The following is a 19,029-nucleotide window of genomic DNA, read 5'->3' as shown; positions in this document are numbered from 1 at the left end:
GGTTATTGATTTTGTTTTAGGGGTTTATTTTGAATTTTAAGCAATTTGATCCGGAAATCGGTGTTGAAGGTTATTGCAGCGCAATACATGACAGCCTATACCCGAATGCAGCCCCAGAAAGTATAGATTTGGCTGGCTTACGCATGGTAAATAGAGTTTATGCCATGGGCTCTATTTTTTCCAGAGTTCGTTCAATTCGTGAAGTCGATATTGAACATTTTCTTTCTGGGAAAGTATTAATTAAAGAATTTCTGCCTCCTAAGAAGAGCGTTGCGCCCACTTCTGTTGGCCGTTTTAACTACAGTGGAGAGCGTAAGCTTTACTTGGCTGATCATCCTTATGTGGCTCTAATGGAGTGCGGCATTAAACCAGGCGATTACTTTCTCTATAGTTACTTCTCGTTTAAAGTTGACGCTTTTTTTGTAGAGGCTAACGTAAAGGGTTCGACGGCCAAGGATTTAATAAACTCACTGTTTCAAAGTGAGGATGGTAATTTTTACGAAGTCATAAATCGTGTGTATGAGAAATATTTTAACTATGAGGGGCTTCATGGGGTTGTTTACGACTCGGTAAGAGTTCAGAAGGGGTTCAAGCATGAAACTTGGGGTGATATAAGCTCCACTTCTAATCTCGCAATAAAGGAACAGGATCTCTCATTGGCTAGTTTTATGGGGGGCTGGCTTGCCCGATGCGATGATCATTATCGTCCGGTGTATCTGCGAAGTTTTTCTCCAATGTTAAATCCAAAAAAGAAAAGCAAGCTGTCTACTGTCAGTTATCATCAAGAAAAGCCAAAATTTAAGTTGGAGTATTCTCGTGTGATGAAAGAAGTTAATCGACTTCGGGGCTTCTCTAAGTTGCGGTTGGATAATTGCGAGTTTTCTGAGCCGCCGTCTGTCTTGGTTAAGGTGAATTACAAGGATTAGCAATAGAGCGCTCGCTAAGAAATGCATCCCGCCGAAAAGATAATTAGCATATTAAAAAAGGGGCTGATCTGATTTCTAAAAATAGAACAGTCTCCTTTCTTTAGTTATTCAGGGCGTCGCATAAATCTGTTGCAACGCGTAGAGTCTTCCGCGTGCTCCGCCTTCACCCACCATGATGGTATGAGGCTTGGGGCGGCTAAGGTAGGTCAAGGCGTTGGCGGCTCGGTACTCCAGTTATCGCCAAGTCAACGATGGAATGTGAGGGACGTAAATGCAAATCAGCCGAAAGCTCAACCTTTACGAGATCGAGGATCTTTATCAATCGCTTGGTACGGATCCTAACCTCCGACTTCCCATCAGCATGAGTCACGGCGGTGGATTGGGAGTTGATGCGGCCTTGGCACAGTTCATCGTGACCTGGGCACGTGCTTGCGAAAAAGCTGTCCTTCACCTGCACGCAGCTGCTGGTGACGACGCGATGAGGCAAATCACGCAGTTGGCCCAGAGCGCCGCAGGGTTCTCGGCGTTGATCATGTGCGCTGAAGTCCATGCCCAAGATCATCAGGTCATTGACAAGCGCACAGCGCTGATTGCCATCAGGCCTCTAGTTGATGCGATGTTTGAAGGCGAACTGCGTTACACAGCAGGCGCCCGTGGTGCCCGCCCTACAGTGATCAATTTGTTCAGCGTCAACTACGCCAAACGTGAGTTCATCAAGCCTTTTTACTTCGATCATGCCGAGCCCAAGGTACAGCCAAAGACCTGGTTCTCAACGCTGGTCGAGAAGTCTTCGATGCTGATGAACTCGCGGGGGGATCGGGGAATTCTCCTGAGGTTAGGCCTACCAGCACTGGGCAGCGTGCTATGGGAATTGATTTCCAATGCCGACCAACACGCTGTCACAGATGTGGACGGAAACAAGTACAAGAAGGCGCTGCGCGGGACATCCATTAAGCTTAATCGCATGAGTCGCCAAGATGCTCTTGAGTATTCAGCCAACGAGCCTGAATTGGCGAGGTTCATACTGAAGCGTTTTCTGACAGCCGAGGTGTTGGACTTCTTGGAGATTTCGGTCATTGACAGTGGCCCGGGTTTGGCACGTCGGTGGCTGACAGCGAAAGAGGGGCGGCCAGTAGAAAGGCTTGAGGAGCTGAGCCATGAAACTGAACTACAGGCCACGCTTGATTGCTTCAAAAAACACGTTACCTCCAAGCCGCAGTCTCCGAACTCCGGTATGGGACTGCATAACGCCGTTCAGGCGCTCAACAAGCTCAAGGCCTTCGTGCGTGTCCGAACAGGTCGGCTTTCACTGCATCAGGCATTTCAAGGAAGTGATGAGATTATGGAGTTCGATCCGTCTATTCGATACGGTGGCCGGGTGCTCTCCGCTGTGGAAGGCACCGTCTTCACTATCTGCATTCCGGTGAACTGACATGTTCGATCTCATGGATTTTGAAGTCGAGCTGCTCCAGGCCGGCAAGCCGATAAATGCAGTGTTTTTCTTCACCGGACCTGATCTAATCACTGACACGCAAGCAGCGCACGCCCTCCAGCATCAGCTTTCTGGCTACGTTATGCCTGATCTCATGGTGTTTTTGATGCCGGGTTATACCCTGCTCGAATTTCGCGCCCAGATGGCAGCGCCTACATCACCCCTAAAGGCGGAGTTGAGCCGGAAAGGCCCAGGCTCGCCTCGCACCTATGCCTGTGCCTTCTACGATGTGAACGGTGCGATTACCGAGTACGTCCATATTTCTGGCCCGAAACTGAGGTTCGAGGCGCTCATCAAGGGCAATTCCAATGAAATTGCAAAAACTGGTCTGAACCGCCTAGTCGATTGCTCAGACGTACTGAAGAAGGCGCCTCCAGGCTTTTTCTATTCAAAGCCGTCGTCTCGGGCTTCGAACTATTTCATCCGTGCGGAAGACCTGCTGTCCGAGACTTTGCACGCCCATTACCTGGCGTTTGCATGCCTGCCCTTCATCAAGAAAGCCACGGACGATGGCATGGCGGCGCCAGATACGTTGTATTTGGACACGATCGCCTTGTTACCTCTGGCGATGGCGATGCAGATGTACCTTGTACGATTCGGGGTGCCAGGCTTTGCGAACATCCGGTCATTCCATTCGCACGAAGGCCTCATCAAGGACGGGCCTTTGCCCAAGGCCGTTTCTGCCCTGTGCCTCATTTCTGCGTCGAGCCAATGTGGTCTTGCAAAGCAGTGGGTGAAGGTCAATAGCGCTTCGCCAACGCGTGTTGCGACCCTTCTTTCTTTTGATGAGGCATCGAATTCTTGCTCGGTCTTGCATGCGCTCAAGCAACCTGACGACTTCGAAGTGCTTGGAGAGGGCGAAGCGGGTGGGATTCGTCTGATTCGCATCCATGGCGAACGGTTCGTCGCCGAGCACAGCGAAACCAAGGTGCTGAACATTGGCACTGATCATGCTCCAGACGCGCTTCAAGCCAAGTTCTACTCATTCATGGGTGCCGATTTGTTCAGCTGCTATACCCATGATCGGCCAGGGCTAAGGCCTCGGACGGTACATGTCGATAAAGATAAGCTGGTGGCTGCCCATGATTTCGGTGTGTGGTACGAGCGAGTGTTGCGGGAGGAGGCTGTCGCGTCGACCAAGTGGGTCATCCACGATGACGACGGGGCCAGTGAAGCCTTGGCCGACCGTGCGATCAAATACTTGGCGTCTTGTGGTGTCACGGTCGAGAACAAGGTGTCCTTCGATAATTTCGATGCCAGCGTAAATTTTGACGGATCTGTCATCGTCATTGCAGCTGTTGCCGAGCGTGGTTCGCGTCTGCAGAGCGTAAGCCGTCGGCTGCGTACCGCCCAGCAAGCGGGCACCCGCCTTTACATAACGGGGGCCCTCTTTGGGCGTAGCTATCAGATTATGAAAGAGCTTCAGAGCAACCTGACACAGCCACCCAAGGGGCATAGTCGGTACGTCTTCAAGGCATTCATCGAGATCCCGGCTGCGGAGCTTGCGTGTACGACTCACTGGGGTGAAGAGCAACGGGTGCTCAGCTCCTTGAACTCGTTTGCAAGCACCTTCTCGTCGGCAGTTACTCAGCGCATGCAGGTGTTTGATAACGCTGCCACGGGAGGTCTTGGTTTGCACCCATTCTGGCCGAGCAGCCGCACCAGTCTGCCGATGACCCTAAGCCGAGGATTTGCGTTTGTTGACGGTAAGAAAGATGTCAGAGCTGCGTCGTCGACGGACATATACCTCACCATTTTGTGGATTCTGCAGAATGCTCGATACAGCGATAAGGTGCAGAATGCCAAGCGGCTGGAGTCTGGGGAACTTCAACAGGTTCTCCTCTCGCCAGAGGTATTCTCGCGCTTCGACGATGGCGTAATCCAGGCGGCATTCTTGCGCGCCGCGCTGCCGACGGAACTTGATTATCGGGCTCAGGAAACTCATAGCTTGTCGATGGCGGACATTATTCAGCGTGTTGCCGCAGGGTATGGGCAGGAGCGCGGGGAGGCTGCCATGGAGTTTGCGATGGCGTTGGCGATCGGGAAGATCCGACTGCACAAGGACGTCGATCGTCGTCTGCGGGCTAGCCTAATCGAGATCTTGACGCCTCATGTGCCTGAGATCATTTACCTGCTCGATCCTGATTACGAGCCTCCATTGTGATCAGTATCCTCTAACGCCGATGCCTGCCGGCATTCGTTGCGGGAGCGCTCTGCCCGGATCATGGCTTTTTTCTCGGGGGAAAAGGGGGCTGGTTTATTTCAATCGATCCCCTTCTTAAGCCGCTTCGCCGATATCTGGCTGTGAAGGTGCGTCCAGAAAAAAGGGGGCTGATGGACGCATTGAAAAACGTTTTTTTATCAAGAATTTTGGTGTACATCGGGAATATCCAGGACAAGCAAAAATCTGTCCCGGCAATATTGGAATGGAGCTGGTCAGAAATGTCAGAGCGAAAACCCAACTGCCTCCGCCGCCGGCACCACAGAAATGAAAAAGCTTTTAATCGCGGCAATCCTCGTCGTGGTGGCCTTGCTCTATGTCGGCTACTACAAGGCCGTTGAGGATGGAGACATCCAGATCATTGCCTTCATCAAGAAACACCCCACGCTTCAGATGAATTTCTACAACATCCACGCCAATAATGGAGAGATCAGGAAGGTGGAGCGCCTGACGGCGGAGGCGCGGGGGTGAATTATTGATTACTGTAGGTACCGGTTGGGCATCGATACAGACCTGAGCACTCAAGATGACGTCGATATGTGCTGGAAGAAATAGCACTATTTATATGGCCCAGGTTGTGAGTTACGACTGGCAATCCCGGCCATTTTCCTTCGTCTGTTGGGGCAGAGGACGGATCTGCCGTGGGGGGCCGAGACGGAATGAAGTCTAGATAAACACCAACGTTTAAAAAGACATCTCCAAACACTCTCCTAGGCTACACATCCTTGCGCCTTTGCCTACAGCTACGCCAGAATCCGCCGGCTTGTGCGCCTTGGTGGCGGGTTCTATTGTGGTCGGGTCGCTGACGAATCAGCGATCGGGTTTGGTAGCCCGGTTTAGACTTGGCGCATAGCGTCACCGGATACAGTCCTTTTGGGGCTGTTGCTTTATGGTGGCCATGCGCAGGGCGTCTTCGGGCGCGCCGGTTTTCCAAGTCACCGGTCTACCAACCTTCGTATGGCCACCACCCCCTTCGTTTGGTAGCGAAAAGATGATGGCTCCTTTTCTATGATTTGGAGATTCACTCATGATCAAACCAACACCCAACCCGCCCGAAACCGACCCCACGTCTCCCTACGAATCCCTCGATTCCAACAAACTCCACGAAGCCGCCGACCGCGCGCTAGATCATTACCTGTCGCCAAACAATCTCCTGCCTCCGCCGCGTAAGGCGCGGGGGATGTATGCCGTTACCGCTGATACCAAAAACGAAGAATTGCTGGCCGATGCGAGTGAAACGCTTGCTTCGGCGAAGACGATTGCTCAGGACATTTCCAGTTTGTTGCCGGCGCCGCAGCGGCGGGCGTTGTTGGGGGTTGCGCAGTTGATCATGTTGGGGGAGCTGGCGGTGAATCGGGTGATGGATAATTTGGAATTGCCGGGTTGATGTGGAGTAGGGATGGCAGCGATGGCAAATGCGCTGTTTCTGCTGCCGGATAATCCGCTATCGCCAGCAGGCTGGCTCCCACAGGGTTTTGTGTTAATCAGGGACGTTGTGTTCGTCGCTGAAACCTGTGGGAGCGGGTCGGTTTAGTTTTGCGTGATTATTCAGCCGCTTCAGGACATTCACCGGTCCATCGCGTCACCGTCATGTCATTGAACTGCTCACCGATGGTATCGACGCGCAGGCAAGAGCCTTTCTTCGAGTAGTACAAGATGCAGCGCGAGCTATCAAACGAGCAGGTGTCCAGTTCGAAGTAATTGCGTGTAGCCAGCTCCTTCTCCACGCCACTGTATTCATACCCGTCGGTGGTGTGCATCGGTGTTGGCTTCCATCCTTGTTTGACGAGCTTGGATTTGGCCGCAGCCAAACGCTCACCGACGACGATGCCTGCTGGCCCGGGCTTGTCGTTTGACGCCTGTGAGCCATTGGCAAACGCTGCGCTGAAACCCGTGCAATACAGTGCGACAAGTACGAGGATCGAAGCTTTGATTTCATAGTTCCTTCAGCTGACTTGTAGTTCGACAAAACCAGTCATGACTACCGCGCACCCGAGCGGATCTGTCCGTTTGCCTTTAATTCACGAGCTTTTCTTGCCATGCGGCGCGATCGGTCTTGGGAGTTATCGGATCGAAAGCGTGATACTGCCCGTCACACCACGCATCGATTTGGCCGAGCCAATAGGTTTGGCCGGCGTGCCCCGTGTCGAGGCGTTTCAGCAAGTAGCCGAGTTGTTGCCACGTCGGAACAAGTCGGAAAATGGTGCTGCGCCGTTTCGAAGTAAGCTCATGCCAGTCTTGATCAAGTTTGGCCGTCAATCTGATGTGCAATAAGGACCACGGTATTTTGTCCAGTTTCGCAATCACCACCGCAAATACTTTCTCCGAAGGATCATCAAGCGCCTCGAACAGCTCAGAAAGTTGATCATCGCGAAGCAGGCGTGTTGCGGCTTGTCGCACAGTCACATAGCTCGAGCGCAGCGCAAGTGTATGCCATCGCTTTGGCAACTCCACAGCCAGTTCTGTGGCGAGCCCGAGCACGCCCAGCCAATGTTGTTTTGATGTGGGCAAAGGCTGACGTAGGCGCTCGGTCAGCACTGTATGAGCATCAACATCGTTACGAGCCGCAGCCCAAAGCGCCAGATTGCGTACTGCCGGTGAAGCATCTATCAACGCTTCGCGCAGTACAGGTTTCGGATCGACGAGCAGCGGCAGCAGCGCATAAAGCACGCGTACGCGGATTTTGGCACCGGGGTACGACATGGCTTCAAGGAGCAACGGCAGACTCTGCGTCGCCGGTAGATTCAGGCTCGCCGACACCGCCATCAACCGTACGGTCAACTCGCGATGAGCCAACGCACTGCGTATCAGCGTTACGGGAGCGTCGGGGGCTTCAAGCAACAGCGTAAACAGGTAGCGCGCGGCTTTGCCCTGGCGATTCAAGAAGTCAGCGTAGACCTCATCCCAGCAGTCCACCGATTGCAGCATCGCTCGGACCGCCGACAGTGTCTGGGCGTGGTCGACCCGGCGTTGCGCTGCCAATGCCATCAAGGGTTCCAGTGCCGATAACCATGCCTGGGTGTGAGCTGGTGACAGGTAGTGCTTCAGGCCGTCCGCTGCCAATTCGCGAACCTGAGGGACCCAATCGTTCAGACGTTCGATCAACACGGCTAATGCTTCGGGGGACGGTTGCCTGCACAGTTCTCGCACCGCGACTTCCCTGACGAAGCCGTTGGAGTGATTGCTCACGTCTGCCCATGTGCCGGTGTTATTGAAGTGAGCGAGTATCTCCAGCGCCTCGTTGCGCCGATAGCTTTCATAATCGGAGAGCTGTCCTTGCTTGCGTGCCAACCGAGCCAGCCAGTCTTGTGTAGTGTTCATGTGCAGTCCTGTGCGTCCTTGCGGGTGCATATTGTTAGTGCAAAAGCAGCAGCCTACGCGACTTGCTCTTGCGGGCAAAATTCTCGGGTAACGGGACAGATCTTTTCAGGAGGTGGGCGGGGCAGTAATTTTTCGACGACCGTCCATGTTTAAAAAGACATCTCCAGTCACGCTCCCAGGCTACATATCCTTGCGCCTTTGCCTACAGCTACGCCAGAATCCGCCGGCTTGTGCGCCTAGGGAGCGGGTTCTATTGTGGTGCGGTCGCTGACGAATCAGCGATCGGGTTTCGCAGCCCGGATCAATCAAGGCGCACAGCGCTCCAGTTCGTTGTCATTTTTGGCAATGATGCTTTATGGCGGTTGTGCGCGGGATACCTTCGGGTATGCCGGGTTCCTTGATTCCCGGTCTGCGAACCTGCGTACAGCTGCCACCTCTCTTCGTTTCGCAGCGAAACGTGGCGGCTCCAATAATCAAGGAGCTTCACCATGATCAAACCCACACCCAACCCACCCGTAATCGATCCCTCGTCTCCCTACGAATCCCCCGATTCAAACAAACTCCACGAAGCCGCCGACCGCGCGCTTGATCATTACCTGTCGCCAAACAATCTCCTGCCTCCGCCACGTAAGGCGCGTGGGATGTATGCGGTGACGGCGGATACCAAGAATGAAGAACTGCTGGCTGATGCGAGTGAAACGCTTGCTTCGGCGAAGACGATTGCTCAGGACATTTCCAGTTTGCTGCCGGCGCCGCAGCGGCGGGCGTTGTTGGGGGTTGCTCAACTGATCATGTTGGGGGAGCTGGCGGTGAATCGGGTTATGGATAATTTGGAGGTGGCGGGGTGATGTCGTTGGCCTTGATCCGGCGCAGGGCCTTGGGATTTTAGGTGCGGCAGAAGAGGCCCTCACCCCAGCCCTCTCCCGGAGGGAGAGGGGGCCGACCGAGGTGTCTTGCGTTGTGCATCGACCTGGACGAGCGTGTTGATTATGGATTTTTGATGCTTATGCACCGTGGCAGAAGAGCCCCTCACCCCAGCCCTCTCCCGGAGGGAGAGGGGGCCGACCGAGGTGTCTTGCGTTTTACATCGACCTGAGCGACCGCGTTGATTATGGATTCAGAGCGATACGTTCAGGTCGGCGTATCTCTGGAACATCCCCGTATCGGTTCCCTCTCCCTCGGGAGAGGGCTAGGGTGAGGGGCTTCCTGGCCGTGACAACAGGGTCTCCAGTCTGGCCAACGGCGGCGCATCCTGATTGCGGTCGAATACTTGGATTCCAATCCTGAGCAGCCGTCCATTCTCTGCGCTGGCAATCACCTGTTCACAGCGCAACATAAGCCGCCCTTGATCACATTCAACAGCCTTCACCCCATTCGGCAATCGACCTTCCAGCCGTAGCTCAGCCATCCGGCTCTGCGCGGCAATCAGCGCAATCGATCGATCCCGCAGCAGCCCATTACTCTGCGTCATCAACCCCGCCACACGCACGGCGGCGGACATGGCGACGGCGATGATCGCCAGTGCCACCAGCACTTCAATCAGGGTGAATCCTTTCTCTCGCGAACGCGCGCGCATACATGGCCTAAAAGCAAAACCCAGCCCTCGACGCTAACCCCCGTCCTTGACGGCTTGACGACGGAAACACCCGAGGATTTTCAACATCCCTGACATATCTTCTTGCAACACTGCGCGTCGAATTCGGATCAAGCCAGGGAATGTCGAGATGGATATCGCACCTTTGAACACGCTCAGTCAGTCGCCGCGCATGCCGCGTCGCCAGCAGGGTTTTACCTTGATCGAGATCATGGTGGTGGTGGTGATTCTGGGGATTCTGGCGGCGATGGTGGTGCCCAAGGTGCTTGACCGGCCGGATCAGGCGCGGGCGACGGCGGCGAAGCAGGATATTGGCGGGTTGATGCAGGCGTTGAAGTTGTATCGCCTCGATCACGGCACGTATCCGAGCATGAATCAGGGCCTGAAGGTGTTGGTCGAGCGGCCGGCGGATGCGAAGAACAGCAACTGGCGTTCGTATCTGGAGCGTTTGCCGAATGACCCGTGGGGCCGGCCTTATCAGTACCTCAACCCGGGCGCGAACGGTGAGGTCGATATCTTTTCCCTCGGCGCCGATGGTCAGCCTGACGGCGATGGCGTGAATACCGATATCGGTTCCTGGCAGTTGTAAGGCCGGCCGTGAACACAGGTTCGCTCAACGGGGCGAAGCAACAGGGCATGGCGATTATCAGCGCGTTGTTAATTGCCGCCGTGGTGGCGGTGATTGCGGCGGGGATGTTGACGCGGCAGAGCGTGGCGACCCGTGCGCTGGAGGCCGATCAGCAGCGGGTGCAGGGGCGTTGGGTCGCGCAGGGTGGTCTGGAGATCAGCCGGCAGTTGCTGTGGGATGCGCGCCTGCGTGATCCGTTGACCCGGCGTGATCAGCCTTGGGCGCAGCCGTTGTTGGCGGCGGGTTTTGCCGGGCGGCTGGAGGACGAGCAGGGCAAGTTCAACCTGCGCAATCTGGTCGCCAATGAGCGCATCGATGAGGCGCAGGTGCAGGCGTTCGAGCGCTTGTGCGAGTTGATCGGTGTGAGCGCCGTTGTCGGCCAGCGCATCCGTCAACGGGTGATTGCCGGTTATCCGCATCTGCTGAATGCGCAGATTGATGCGACGGGCAAAGCCGGTTTCGACAGCGGCCGCGCGACTTCGCCGGATGCCGATCACAAACCGTCACCGCCGAAGGTGCCGATGCTGCGCACACTCGATGACTTGCGCAGCGTCGAAGGCGTGACCGATGCGCTGATCGGCCAACTGGCGCCGTACGTGACGGTGATTCCGGCGACGACGTGGATCAACGGCAACACCGCCACGGCGCAGGTGCTGGCGGCGTATGTGCCGGGGCTTTCGCTGGAGCGGGCGACGGCGTTGATTGCCGAGCGTGACGCCGGGCGCTGGTTTATCAATCGCGGCGATTTCGTGAACCGCTTGCGCATGCCGCAGCTGGAAGTGAGCAGCGTCAAAGTCGGCATCACCAGTGACTGGTTTCGTTTGCGCGGTGAGGCGCGGCGTGATCAGCGCCGGGTCAGCCTCGACGCTTTGCTGCATCGCAGCGAGGATCGGCTGCCGCAGGTGATCTGGTCGCGGGTGGGCGCATGAGCCAGTTGCGAGTCGCGTTGCCGCCGCTGGCGGAGCTGGAGTTGCACAGCGAAGTGAGCTGCGCCTGTCTGGATCGTCAGGGGCAGGTCAGCCGTGAGGAGCGGCTCACCCTGCGCCAGTTGGGGCAACGGCCGAAGCAACCAACGCTGCTGTGTTTTCTGCATCCGGCCGACAGCCTGCTCGCCAGCATCGATCTGCCGCCGCTGCCCGCGAACAAAACGGCGGCCGCTGTTCAGTGCGCGGCGCAGGCGTTGATGCTCGGTGACAGCAGCCAGATGCATATCGGCCACAGTCCCCGCGATGCGAGCGGGCAGGTGCAGATCGCCTGGGTGTCGCGGCAGCACTTGCAGCGATTGGCGGCGTTGCTGAAGCAGGCGGGTTTGAGTCTGCGCGGTTTGTATCCAGCGCCGTATAGCCTGCCAGTGGCGCCCGGTGTTGTCGCTTGTGTGGCGGACGGACATTTGCTCCGGCGCGAGAGTTTGAACAATGCGCAGGTTGAGCCGTTGCTCGGTGACGAAGTTGATGAGGCATCGTTCGCAGCTGGTGCGACACAGCGCTGGATGGGTCCTTTGCCCGGTTGGGGTTTACACGGTGGTCTGCAGCAAAGCGGCGGCGAGCAACGTGGCTGGGGTCGTGCTGTCGGGTGTGTGGCTTTGGCCGTGGCCGTTTGGGTGATTGGCCTGAATCTGTACGCCGCCCGCGAAGCGCGGCAGGGCCAGCAGCTCAAGGCGCAGATGAGCCAGCGGGTGAAGCAGGCCTTTCCTGAATTGCCGGTGATTCTCAACCCGCTGCAACAGGCGCGTCAGCAACTGGAGCAGCGGCAAAAAGGCGCGGTCGATGATCCGGCGCAGAACTTCAATCGGCTGGTGTTGCAGGCCGGCACGGGCATGCCGTTCATTGCCGGCAGTGTCGAGCGCCTGACCTATCGCGACGGCGTCTTGCAACTGGCGTTGCTAAGCGATGCGAACCGTGGCAGCAACGACAAGGACTGGCAAAGCACCTTGGCCCAGGCCGGCATCAGCGTCACTGCCGATGACGAAGGCTGGACGCTGCGGCCGAGCGATGAATCCAGCGCAAACACCAACGAAGACGACGACAGCGGAGCAGACGATGAGTAGGGCGACGCTGGCGATTTACCGTGCGCGCTGGCAGCGCTTCAGTAGCCAGTTGCAGGCGCGTTGGCAGCCGTTGGCGCTGCGTGAAAAACGCATGGTCGCCGGCATGGCGCTGGTGCTTGTCGGTCTGCTGATCTGGCTGACGCTGGTCAAGCCGCCGTTGGCCAGGATCACTTTCTGGCAGAGCGAAACGCCCAAGTTGCGCGCGCAAACCGAGGCGTTGGAAGTGCTGTTGCGCAGCGTCAACCTGAGGCCGCAGGGGCAGAGCGTTGGCCAGTCGCTGGAGCAAAGCCTGCAAGCGGCGGGGCTGGCCGGGCATTACCAATTGCAAGCAGCGGAGGGTGACGCGTGGCAGCTGAATGTCGATTCCGCGCCGGCCGATGCGCTGCTCGACTGGCTGCTCAGCCAGCCATCACAACTTTCTCTGCAGGTGGTCGAGGCGCAGTTGCGACGCGCAAACGAAACCTCGACCGATGTCACCGCCGGCACATTGTCAGGCACCGTTCGCATGGATCAGGCGCAGGGCGCTAAGGAAGCTTCATGAAGGAGTCACGCTGCAAACCGGCACGTCTGGCGCTGCCGTTGTTGCTGATGGCATTGAGCGCGTGCAACAGCACCACGGCGCCGCAGCATCAGCCGCCGCTGTTGGTCGACAGCGAACTCGGGCGGCCGCTGGCCAACACCCAGCGCAGCGGCGACGCGGTGGCCGATCGCGAACGGGCGCAGGCTCAGGCGCGGCCGGTGCCCAAGCAGTTGCACAACATCAGTCAGCGTGGGCGCAGTGCTGGTGTTGCGCCGAGCAATGCGATCCCGCGCAATCCGTTGGGCGAGCAACCGGTGACGCTGAATTTTGTCGAGGCGGACATTCAGGCGGTGGTGCGTGCGCTGTCGCGGGCCACCGGGCAGCAGTTTCTTGTCGATCCACGGGTCAAGGGCAATCTGACCTTGGTCTCGGAAGGTCAGGTGCCGGCCCGTCAGGCTTACGACATGCTGCTCGCGGCGTTGCGTATGCAAGGCTTCAGCGTGGTCGATGTCGGCGGCGTGGCGCAGGTGGTTCCCGAGGCCGACGCGAAACTGCTCGGCGGGCCGATCTACAGCGCCGACAAACCGGCCGGCAACGGCATGCTCACGCGCACGTTTCGCCTGCAATACGAGAACGCGGTGAACCTGATCCCGGTGCTGCGCCCGATCGTTTCGCCGAACAATCCGATCAACGCTTATCCCGGCAACAACACCGTGGTCATCACCGATTACGCCGAGAACCTCACCCGCGTCGCGCAGTTGATCGACAGCATCGATACGCCGAGCGCAATCGACACCGATGTGGTGCAGATCCAGAACGGCATCGCCGCTGATATCGCGCCGATGGTCGCCGACTTGCTCGATGCGCCGGGCAATGATCCGACGCAGAAAATCGCCGTGATCGGCGACCCGCGCTCCAACACCATCATCATCCGCGCCGGCAGCCCCGAGCGTACCGAGCTGGCGCGCAATTTGATCTACAAACTCGACAACGCGCAGAGCAATCCGAGCAATCTGCACGTGGTTTATCTGCGCAACGCCCAAGCGGCGAAACTCGCGCAGGCGTTGCGCGGTTTGCTCACCGGCGAGAGTGACAGCGGCAGCAGCGACGCGGCGCGGTCGGTGCTCAGCGCGATGGGCAGCAGCACCGGCGGCAATGCCGGGCAGAACGGCCAGAGCAGCACGCCGAGCACTGGCACTTCAACGACGACTGGCAGCGGCGCAAGCGGCGGCAGTTATGCGCAGGGTAGTGGTGGTGGCAGCAGCAGTGGCGGTACGCAAAGCAGCGAACAGAACGTTGCGTTCAGCGCTGGCGGCGTGACGATTCAGGCTGATGCCACCACCAACACGCTGCTGATTTCCGCGCCGGAACCGCTGTATCGCAATCTGCGTGAGGTTATCGATTTGCTGGATCAGCGCCGTGCGCAGGTGGTGATCGAGAGTCTGATTGTCGAGGTTGGCGAGGACGATGCCAGCGAATTCGGTGTGCAATGGCAGACCGGCAATCTCGGCGGCAAGGGCGTGATCGGTGGCGCCAATCTCGGCGGCGCGGGTCTCAACACGGGGGCCAAGAACAGCATCGACGTACTGCCGCAGGGTTTGAATCTTGGCTACGTCAACGGCACGGTCGACATCCCCGGCATCGGCAAGATTCTCGACCTGAAAGTGCTGGCGCGGGCGCTGAAGAGCAAGGGCGGCACCAACGTGCTGTCGACACCGAACCTGCTGACCCTGGACAACGAAGCGGCGAGCATTTTTGTCGGCCAGACCATCCCGTTTGTCAGCGGCAGCTACGTCACCGGCGGCGGGGGCACCAGCAACAACCCGTTCCAGACCGTCACCCGCGAAGAGGTCGGCCTCAAGCTCAACGTGCGTCCGCAGATCTCCGAGGGCGGCACGGTGAAGCTGGATATCTATCAGGAAGTCAGCAGCATCGATGAGCGCGCGTCCAACAGCGTGACCGCCGCCGGCATCGTCACCAACAAGCGCGCGATTGATACCAGCATCCTCCTTGATGATGGGCAGATCATGGTTCTCGGCGGGTTGCTTCAGGACGGCTACAGCCAGAGCAATGATGCGGTGCCGTGGCTGGGCAGCCTGCCGGGCATCGGCGCGCTGTTTCGCAACGAACGCCGGGCGATCACCAAGACCAACCTGATGGTGTTCCTGCGCCCGTACATCATCCGCGACAGCGAAGCGGGGCGCAGCATCACCCTCAACCGCTACGATTTCATGCGCCGCGCCCAGGGCGGCTTGCAGCCGGAACGCAGCTGGGCGATGCCGGACATGCAGGCGCCGCAATTGCCAAGCGCCGCGCAAGGCGTGCCAGCGCCGGGGCCAACATCAGGCCCACGGGCCACGATCAAAGCCGTACCGATTGAACGGAGCACCCGGTTTTGAATGGAATGATGATTGTGGCGAGGGGATTCATCCCCGCTCGGCTGCGCAGCAGTCGTGAAACCGGTACACGGGATTTGCCTGTAGAAACCGGTTCTCAAGGTTTGGGTCTGCTGCGCAGCCCAACGGGGATAAATCCCCTCGCCACAGGGGATCCCATTGCCACTGAGGACTCCATTGCCACAGGGAATCCCATTGCCACGGTACCGATCGAAGGGAGCACCCGGTTTTGACTGAGATGATGACTGTGGCGAGGGGATTTATCCCCGCTCGGCTGCGCAGCAGTCGTAAAACCGGTACACGCGATTTGCCTGGAGAAACCGGTTCTCAAAGATTGGGTCTGCTGCGCAGCCCAACGGGGATAAATCCCCTCGCCACTGAGGTTCCCATGGCCACAGAGAATCTCATTGCCACAAGGGATCCCCTTGCCACGGTACCGATCGAAGGGAGCACCCGGTTTTGACTGAGATGATGATTGTGGTGAGGGGATTTATCCCCGCTCGGCTGCGCAGCAGTCGTAAATTGGGCACACGCGATTTGCCTGGAGAAACCGGTTCTCAAGGTTTGGGTCTGCTTCGCAGCCCAACGGGGATAAATCCCCTCGCCACAGGGGATCGCATTGCCACAGAGGATCGCATTGCCACGGCACTGATCGAAGGGAGCACGCGGTTTTGACTGAGGTGATGATTGTGGCGAGGGGATTTATCCCCGCTCGGCTGCGCAGCAGTCGTAAACCGGGCACATGCGATTTGCCTGTAGAAACCGGTTCTCAGGTTTTGGGTCTGCTGCGCAGCCCAACGGGGATAAATCCCCTCGCCACTGAGGTTCCCATTGCCACAGGGGATCGCATTGCCACAAGGGATCTCATTGCTACAAGGGATCTCATTGCCACAGGGAATTCCATTGCCACGGTACCGATCGAAGGGAGCACCCGGTTTTGACTGGAATGATGACTGTGGCGAGGGGATTTATCCCCGCTCGGCTGCGCAGCAGTCGTAAAACCGGCACACGCGATTTGCCTGTAGAAACCGGTTCTCAAGGTTTGGGTCTGCTGCGCAACCCAACGGGGATAAATCCCCTCGCCACACGGGATCGCATTGCCACAGGGGATCGCATTGCCACAGAAGATCGCATTGCCACAGCGGATGGTGGGGAGGGTGGGCGATGAGTCGGTTGCCTTACGCCTGGGCCAAGGCGCAGCGCATTCTGTTGCGCGATGGCGTGCTGACGGTGTGCCCGTCAACGCCCGGCTGGTCGATCAGCGAGGTGCGTCGGCAGTTCGGTGCGACGCAGGTTGAGCGGGTGCGTGATGACGAGCTCGACGGGTTGCTCGCCAGCGCTTACGCCGATACCGGCAGTGCGGCGGCGGTGGTCGGTGCCGCCGAGAACGAAGTCGATCTCGATCGACTGATGCAGGACATGCCGGAAATCACCGACCTGCTCGACACCCAGGACGGCGCGCCGGTGATTCGCATGATCAACGCCTTGCTCACCCAAGCCGCGCGCGACGAGGCCAGTGACATCCACATCGAGCCGTTCGAAACCCATTCGGTGGTGCGCTATCGCGTCGACGGCACCCTGCGGGATGTGGTCTCGCCGCGCAAGGCGTTGCACGGTGCGCTGGTGTCGCGGATCAAGATCATGGCCCAGCTCGATATCGCCGAAAAACGCTTGCCCCAGGACGGGCGTATCGCCTTGCGCGTAGCGGGGCGGCCGATCGATATTCGGGTGTCGACGGTGCCCACCGGCCATGGCGAACGCGTGGTGATGCGCCTGCTCGACAAACAGGCCGGGCGCTTGCATCTGGAAACCCTCGGCATGGATGCGCAGGTGTTGGCCAAACTCGACCATTTGATTCGCCAGCCCCACGGCATCGTCCTGGTCACTGGGCCGACTGGTAGCGGCAAAACCACCAGCCTCTACGCGGCGCTGGCGCGGCTGGATGCAAGCACCAGCAACATCCTCACCGTGGAAGATCCGGTGGAATACGATTTGCCGGGGATCAGCCAGATTCAGGTCAACGCCAAGATCGACATGACCTTTGCCCTCGCGCTGCGGGCGATTCTGCGCCAGGACCCGGACATCATCATGATCGGCGAGATCCGCGATCTCGAGACTGCGCAAATCGCCGTGCAGGCTTCGCTCACCGGGCACTTGGTGCTGGCGACGCTGCACACCAACGACGCGGTGTCGGCAGTCAATCGCCTGATCGACATGGGCGTTGAGCCGTTCTTGCTCGCGTCATCCATGCTCGGCGTCCTCGCGCAACGTCTGGTGCGGCGCCTGTGCAATCAGTGCAAACAGGAAGATCCGGCCACGCCCGGCACCTGGCGTCCGGTCGGTTGCGCGGCATGCAATCACACCGGTTACAGCGGCCGCACCGGCATTCACGAATTGTTCTGCATCGACGACGACATCCGCACGCTGATTCACCAAGGGGCAGGGGAGCAGGCCTTGCGTGCGGCGGCGTCGAAAGCGGGGATGTTCAGCCTGCGTGAGGACGGTGAGCGCTGGATTCGCAGCGGTGCCACCGCGCCGGAAGAAATCCTTCGTGTGACACGGGACGCCTGATGAATCGCTATCGCTTTGAAGCGGCGGATGCCACGGGAAAAATCGAATCCGGGTACCTTGAGGCGGACAGCCAGAGCGCGGCGTTCAGTGCCTTGCGCGGGCGTGGCCTGACGGCGCTGTCGGTGCACGAGGAAAGCAACGTCGCCCACCACGGTGGCGGCGGTTTGTTCAGCGCCAGACTCTCCGACAACGACCTCGCCTGGGCCACGCGGCAATTGGCGAGCCTGCTCGGCGCCAGCCTGCCATTGGAAGCAGCGCTGAGCGCGACGGTCGAGCAGGCCGAAAAAAAGCACATCGCCCAGACCCTCAGCGCCGTGCGCGCCGATGTGCGCAGCGGCATGCGTCTGGCGGAATCGCTGGCGTCGCGGCCACGGGATTTTCCCGAGATTTACCGCGCGCTGATTGCCGCTGGCGAGGAGTCCGGAGATCTCGCCCAGGTGATGGAACGGTTGGCCGATTACATCGAGGAACGCAACAACCTGCGCGGCAAGATTCTTACCGCGTTCATCTATCCGGGCGTGGTCGGGCTGGTGTCGATCGGCATTGTGATTTTCCTGCTCAGCTACGTGGTGCCGCAGGTGGTCAGCGCGTTTTCCCAGGCGCGGCAGGATTTGCCGGGGCTGACCCTGGCGATGCTCACCGCCAGTGATTTCATTCGCGCGTGGGGTTGGTTGTGTGCGGCTGTGATGGCCGGGACGTTCTGGAGTTGGCGTTTGTATTTGCGCAATCCAGCGGCGCGGTTGAGCTGGCATCACCGGGTGCTGAAGTTGCCGCTGTTCGGGCGTTTCATTCTCGGGCTGAACACCGCGCGATTCGCGTCTACGCTGGCAATTCTCGGCGGCGCCGGGGTGCCGTTGTTGCGTGCGCTGGAAGCGGCGCGGCAGACGCTGTCCAACGACCGCTTGAGCCTGAGCGTCAGCGAGGCCACGGCAAAGGTGCGCGAAGGCGTCAACCTCGCCGCCGCGCTGCGGGTGGAGAATGTCTTCCCGCCGGTGCTGATTCACCTGATCGCCAGCGGCGAGAAAACCGGCTCACTGCCACCGATGCTCGAGCGCGCGGCACAGACTCTATCGCGGGATATCGAACGGCGAGCGATGGGCATGACCGCCTTGCTCGAACCGCTGATGATTGTGGTGATGGGCGGGGTGGTTCTGGTGATTGTGATGGCGGTGTTGTTGCCGATTATTGAGATCAACCAGTTGGTGCAGTAGCCCAGTTTGATGTCGGCCGGGCCGGCCTCTTCGCGAGCAGGCTCGCTCCCACAGAGGAACGCATTTCAACTGTGGGAGCGAGCCTGCTCGCGAAAGCGCCAG

Annotated in this window: 15 protein-coding genes and 1 pseudogene; 13 read left to right on the top strand and 3 right to left on the bottom strand. The window is 58.5% G+C overall.

Going from position 1 to position 19,029, the window contains the following annotated elements; all coding sequences use genetic code 11:
* Positions 1–29 precede the first annotated feature (29 nt).
* The 5 genes and pseudogenes from PspCFBP13508_RS04340 (at position 30) to PspCFBP13508_RS04315 (ending at position 6,026) form a co-directional block, all read left to right on the top strand.
* Positions 30–926: a hypothetical protein gene (locus PspCFBP13508_RS04340; protein WP_137213767.1), complete on the top strand. Its 897-nt coding sequence runs from the start codon at positions 30–32 to the stop codon at positions 924–926.
* Positions 927–1,197: 271 nt separating this feature from the next.
* Complete coding sequence (locus tag PspCFBP13508_RS04335; RefSeq protein ID WP_137213766.1) at positions 1,198–2,358, top strand: ATP-binding protein; 1,161 nt, start codon at positions 1,198–1,200, stop codon at positions 2,356–2,358.
* Between the two features lies 1 nt (position 2,359).
* Positions 2,360–4,582, top strand: coding sequence for a hypothetical protein (locus PspCFBP13508_RS04330; protein WP_137213765.1), 2,223 nt, complete (start codon positions 2,360–2,362; stop codon positions 4,580–4,582).
* Between the two features lie 324 nt (positions 4,583–4,906).
* Positions 4,907–5,194 (top strand): annotated as a pseudogene (locus PspCFBP13508_RS04320) (hypothetical protein).
* A gap of 472 nt (positions 5,195–5,666) precedes the next feature.
* Positions 5,667–6,026 carry a DUF6124 family protein gene (locus PspCFBP13508_RS04315; RefSeq protein ID WP_071172636.1) on the top strand — a complete coding sequence of 120 codons (360 nt, stop codon included), beginning with the start codon at positions 5,667–5,669 and terminating at the stop codon, positions 6,024–6,026.
* 157 nt (positions 6,027–6,183) lie between these two features.
* Here the strand turns inward: PspCFBP13508_RS04315 and PspCFBP13508_RS04310 are convergent, their stop codons facing one another.
* Positions 6,184–6,450, bottom strand: coding sequence for a hypothetical protein (locus tag PspCFBP13508_RS04310; protein WP_241669494.1), 267 nt, complete (start codon positions 6,448–6,450; stop codon positions 6,184–6,186).
* Between the two features lie 205 nt (positions 6,451–6,655).
* Entirely contained in the window at positions 6,656–7,960 is a 1,305-nt protein-coding gene (locus PspCFBP13508_RS04305; RefSeq protein WP_137213763.1) for a PBS lyase, read from the bottom strand.
* A gap of 488 nt (positions 7,961–8,448) precedes the next feature.
* Here PspCFBP13508_RS04305 and PspCFBP13508_RS04300 point away from each other — a divergent pair, with 488 nt between their 5' ends.
* Positions 8,449–8,808, top strand: a complete 360-nt coding sequence (locus PspCFBP13508_RS04300) for a DUF6124 family protein (RefSeq protein ID WP_137213762.1) — start codon at positions 8,449–8,451, stop codon at positions 8,806–8,808.
* Between the two features lie 341 nt (positions 8,809–9,149).
* Here PspCFBP13508_RS04300 and gspI read toward each other — a convergent pair whose 3' ends face one another.
* Entirely contained in the window at positions 9,150–9,536 is a 387-nt protein-coding gene (gene gspI / locus PspCFBP13508_RS04295) for a type II secretion system minor pseudopilin GspI (RefSeq protein ID WP_137213761.1), read from the bottom strand.
* Between the two features lie 190 nt (positions 9,537–9,726).
* On the opposite strand from gspI, the gene gspG reads away from it, so the two are divergent.
* The 7 genes from gspG to gspF all read left to right on the top strand — a co-directional run bounded on the left by gspG (position 9,727) and on the right by gspF (position 18,927).
* Complete coding sequence (gene gspG, locus PspCFBP13508_RS04290; RefSeq protein ID WP_178084470.1) at positions 9,727–10,143, top strand: type II secretion system major pseudopilin GspG; 417 nt, start codon at positions 9,727–9,729, stop codon at positions 10,141–10,143.
* A gap of 47 nt (positions 10,144–10,190) precedes the next feature.
* Entirely contained in the window at positions 10,191–11,111 is a 921-nt protein-coding gene (gene gspK, locus PspCFBP13508_RS04285) for a type II secretion system minor pseudopilin GspK (RefSeq protein WP_137213759.1), read from the top strand.
* The gene (gspL, locus tag PspCFBP13508_RS04280) at positions 11,108–12,229 is read left to right on the top strand and encodes a type II secretion system protein GspL (protein WP_137213758.1); all 1,122 of its coding nucleotides are present in this window, start codon (positions 11,108–11,110) and stop codon (positions 12,227–12,229) included. Before gspK ends, gspL begins: the two co-directional genes overlap by 4 nt.
* Positions 12,222–12,770: a type II secretion system protein GspM gene (gene gspM, locus PspCFBP13508_RS04275; protein ID WP_137213757.1), complete on the top strand. Its 549-nt coding sequence runs from the start codon at positions 12,222–12,224 to the stop codon at positions 12,768–12,770. The genes gspL and gspM overlap by 8 nt, the downstream gene beginning before the upstream one ends.
* On the top strand, positions 12,767–15,148 hold the full coding sequence (gene gspD / locus PspCFBP13508_RS04270) for a type II secretion system secretin GspD (RefSeq protein ID WP_137213756.1): 2,382 nt from the start codon (positions 12,767–12,769) through the stop codon (positions 15,146–15,148). Before gspM ends, gspD begins: the two co-directional genes overlap by 4 nt.
* Before the next feature lie 1,161 nt (positions 15,149–16,309).
* Positions 16,310–17,716, top strand: coding sequence for a type II secretion system ATPase GspE (gene gspE / locus PspCFBP13508_RS04265; RefSeq protein WP_137213755.1), 1,407 nt, complete (start codon positions 16,310–16,312; stop codon positions 17,714–17,716).
* The gene (gene gspF, locus PspCFBP13508_RS04260; protein ID WP_137213754.1) at positions 17,716–18,927 is read left to right on the top strand and encodes a type II secretion system inner membrane protein GspF; all 1,212 of its coding nucleotides are present in this window, start codon (positions 17,716–17,718) and stop codon (positions 18,925–18,927) included. The genes gspE and gspF overlap by 1 nt, the downstream gene beginning before the upstream one ends.
* Positions 18,928–19,029 lie beyond the last annotated feature (102 nt).

Origin of the sequence: Pseudomonas sp. CFBP13508 (assembly GCF_005233515.1) — a bacterium.
GTDB lineage: Bacteria > Pseudomonadota > Gammaproteobacteria > Pseudomonadales > Pseudomonadaceae > Aquipseudomonas > Aquipseudomonas mercuritolerans.
This window is presented reverse-complemented; position numbering and strand designations above follow the sequence as displayed.

What these genes read in the sequence shown, in the direction of transcription:
- PspCFBP13508_RS04305 (WP_137213763.1), bottom strand. Translation starts at nt 7,960, where the DNA reads ATGAACACTACACAAGACTGGCTGGCTCGGTTGGCACGCAAGCAAGGA.
- gspL (WP_137213758.1), top strand. Translation starts at nt 11,108, where the DNA reads ATGAGCCAGTTGCGAGTCGCGTTGCCGCCGCTGGCGGAGCTGGAGTTG.
- PspCFBP13508_RS04335 (WP_137213766.1), top strand. Translation starts at nt 1,198, where the DNA reads ATGCAAATCAGCCGAAAGCTCAACCTTTACGAGATCGAGGATCTTTAT.
- PspCFBP13508_RS04300 (WP_137213762.1), top strand. Translation starts at nt 8,449, where the DNA reads ATGATCAAACCCACACCCAACCCACCCGTAATCGATCCCTCGTCTCCC.
- gspE (WP_137213755.1), top strand. Translation starts at nt 16,310, where the DNA reads ATGAGTCGGTTGCCTTACGCCTGGGCCAAGGCGCAGCGCATTCTGTTG.
- PspCFBP13508_RS04330 (WP_137213765.1), top strand. Translation starts at nt 2,360, where the DNA reads ATGTTCGATCTCATGGATTTTGAAGTCGAGCTGCTCCAGGCCGGCAAG.
- gspD (WP_137213756.1), top strand. Translation starts at nt 12,767, where the DNA reads ATGAAGGAGTCACGCTGCAAACCGGCACGTCTGGCGCTGCCGTTGTTG.
- gspK (WP_137213759.1), top strand. Translation starts at nt 10,191, where the DNA reads ATGGCGATTATCAGCGCGTTGTTAATTGCCGCCGTGGTGGCGGTGATT.
- gspM (WP_137213757.1), top strand. Translation starts at nt 12,222, where the DNA reads ATGAGTAGGGCGACGCTGGCGATTTACCGTGCGCGCTGGCAGCGCTTC.
- PspCFBP13508_RS04315 (WP_071172636.1), top strand. Translation starts at nt 5,667, where the DNA reads ATGATCAAACCAACACCCAACCCGCCCGAAACCGACCCCACGTCTCCC.
- gspF (WP_137213754.1), top strand. Translation starts at nt 17,716, where the DNA reads ATGAATCGCTATCGCTTTGAAGCGGCGGATGCCACGGGAAAAATCGAA.
- gspI (WP_137213761.1), bottom strand. Translation starts at nt 9,536, where the DNA reads ATGCGCGCGCGTTCGCGAGAGAAAGGATTCACCCTGATTGAAGTGCTG.
- gspG (WP_178084470.1), top strand. Translation starts at nt 9,727, where the DNA reads ATGCCGCGTCGCCAGCAGGGTTTTACCTTGATCGAGATCATGGTGGTG.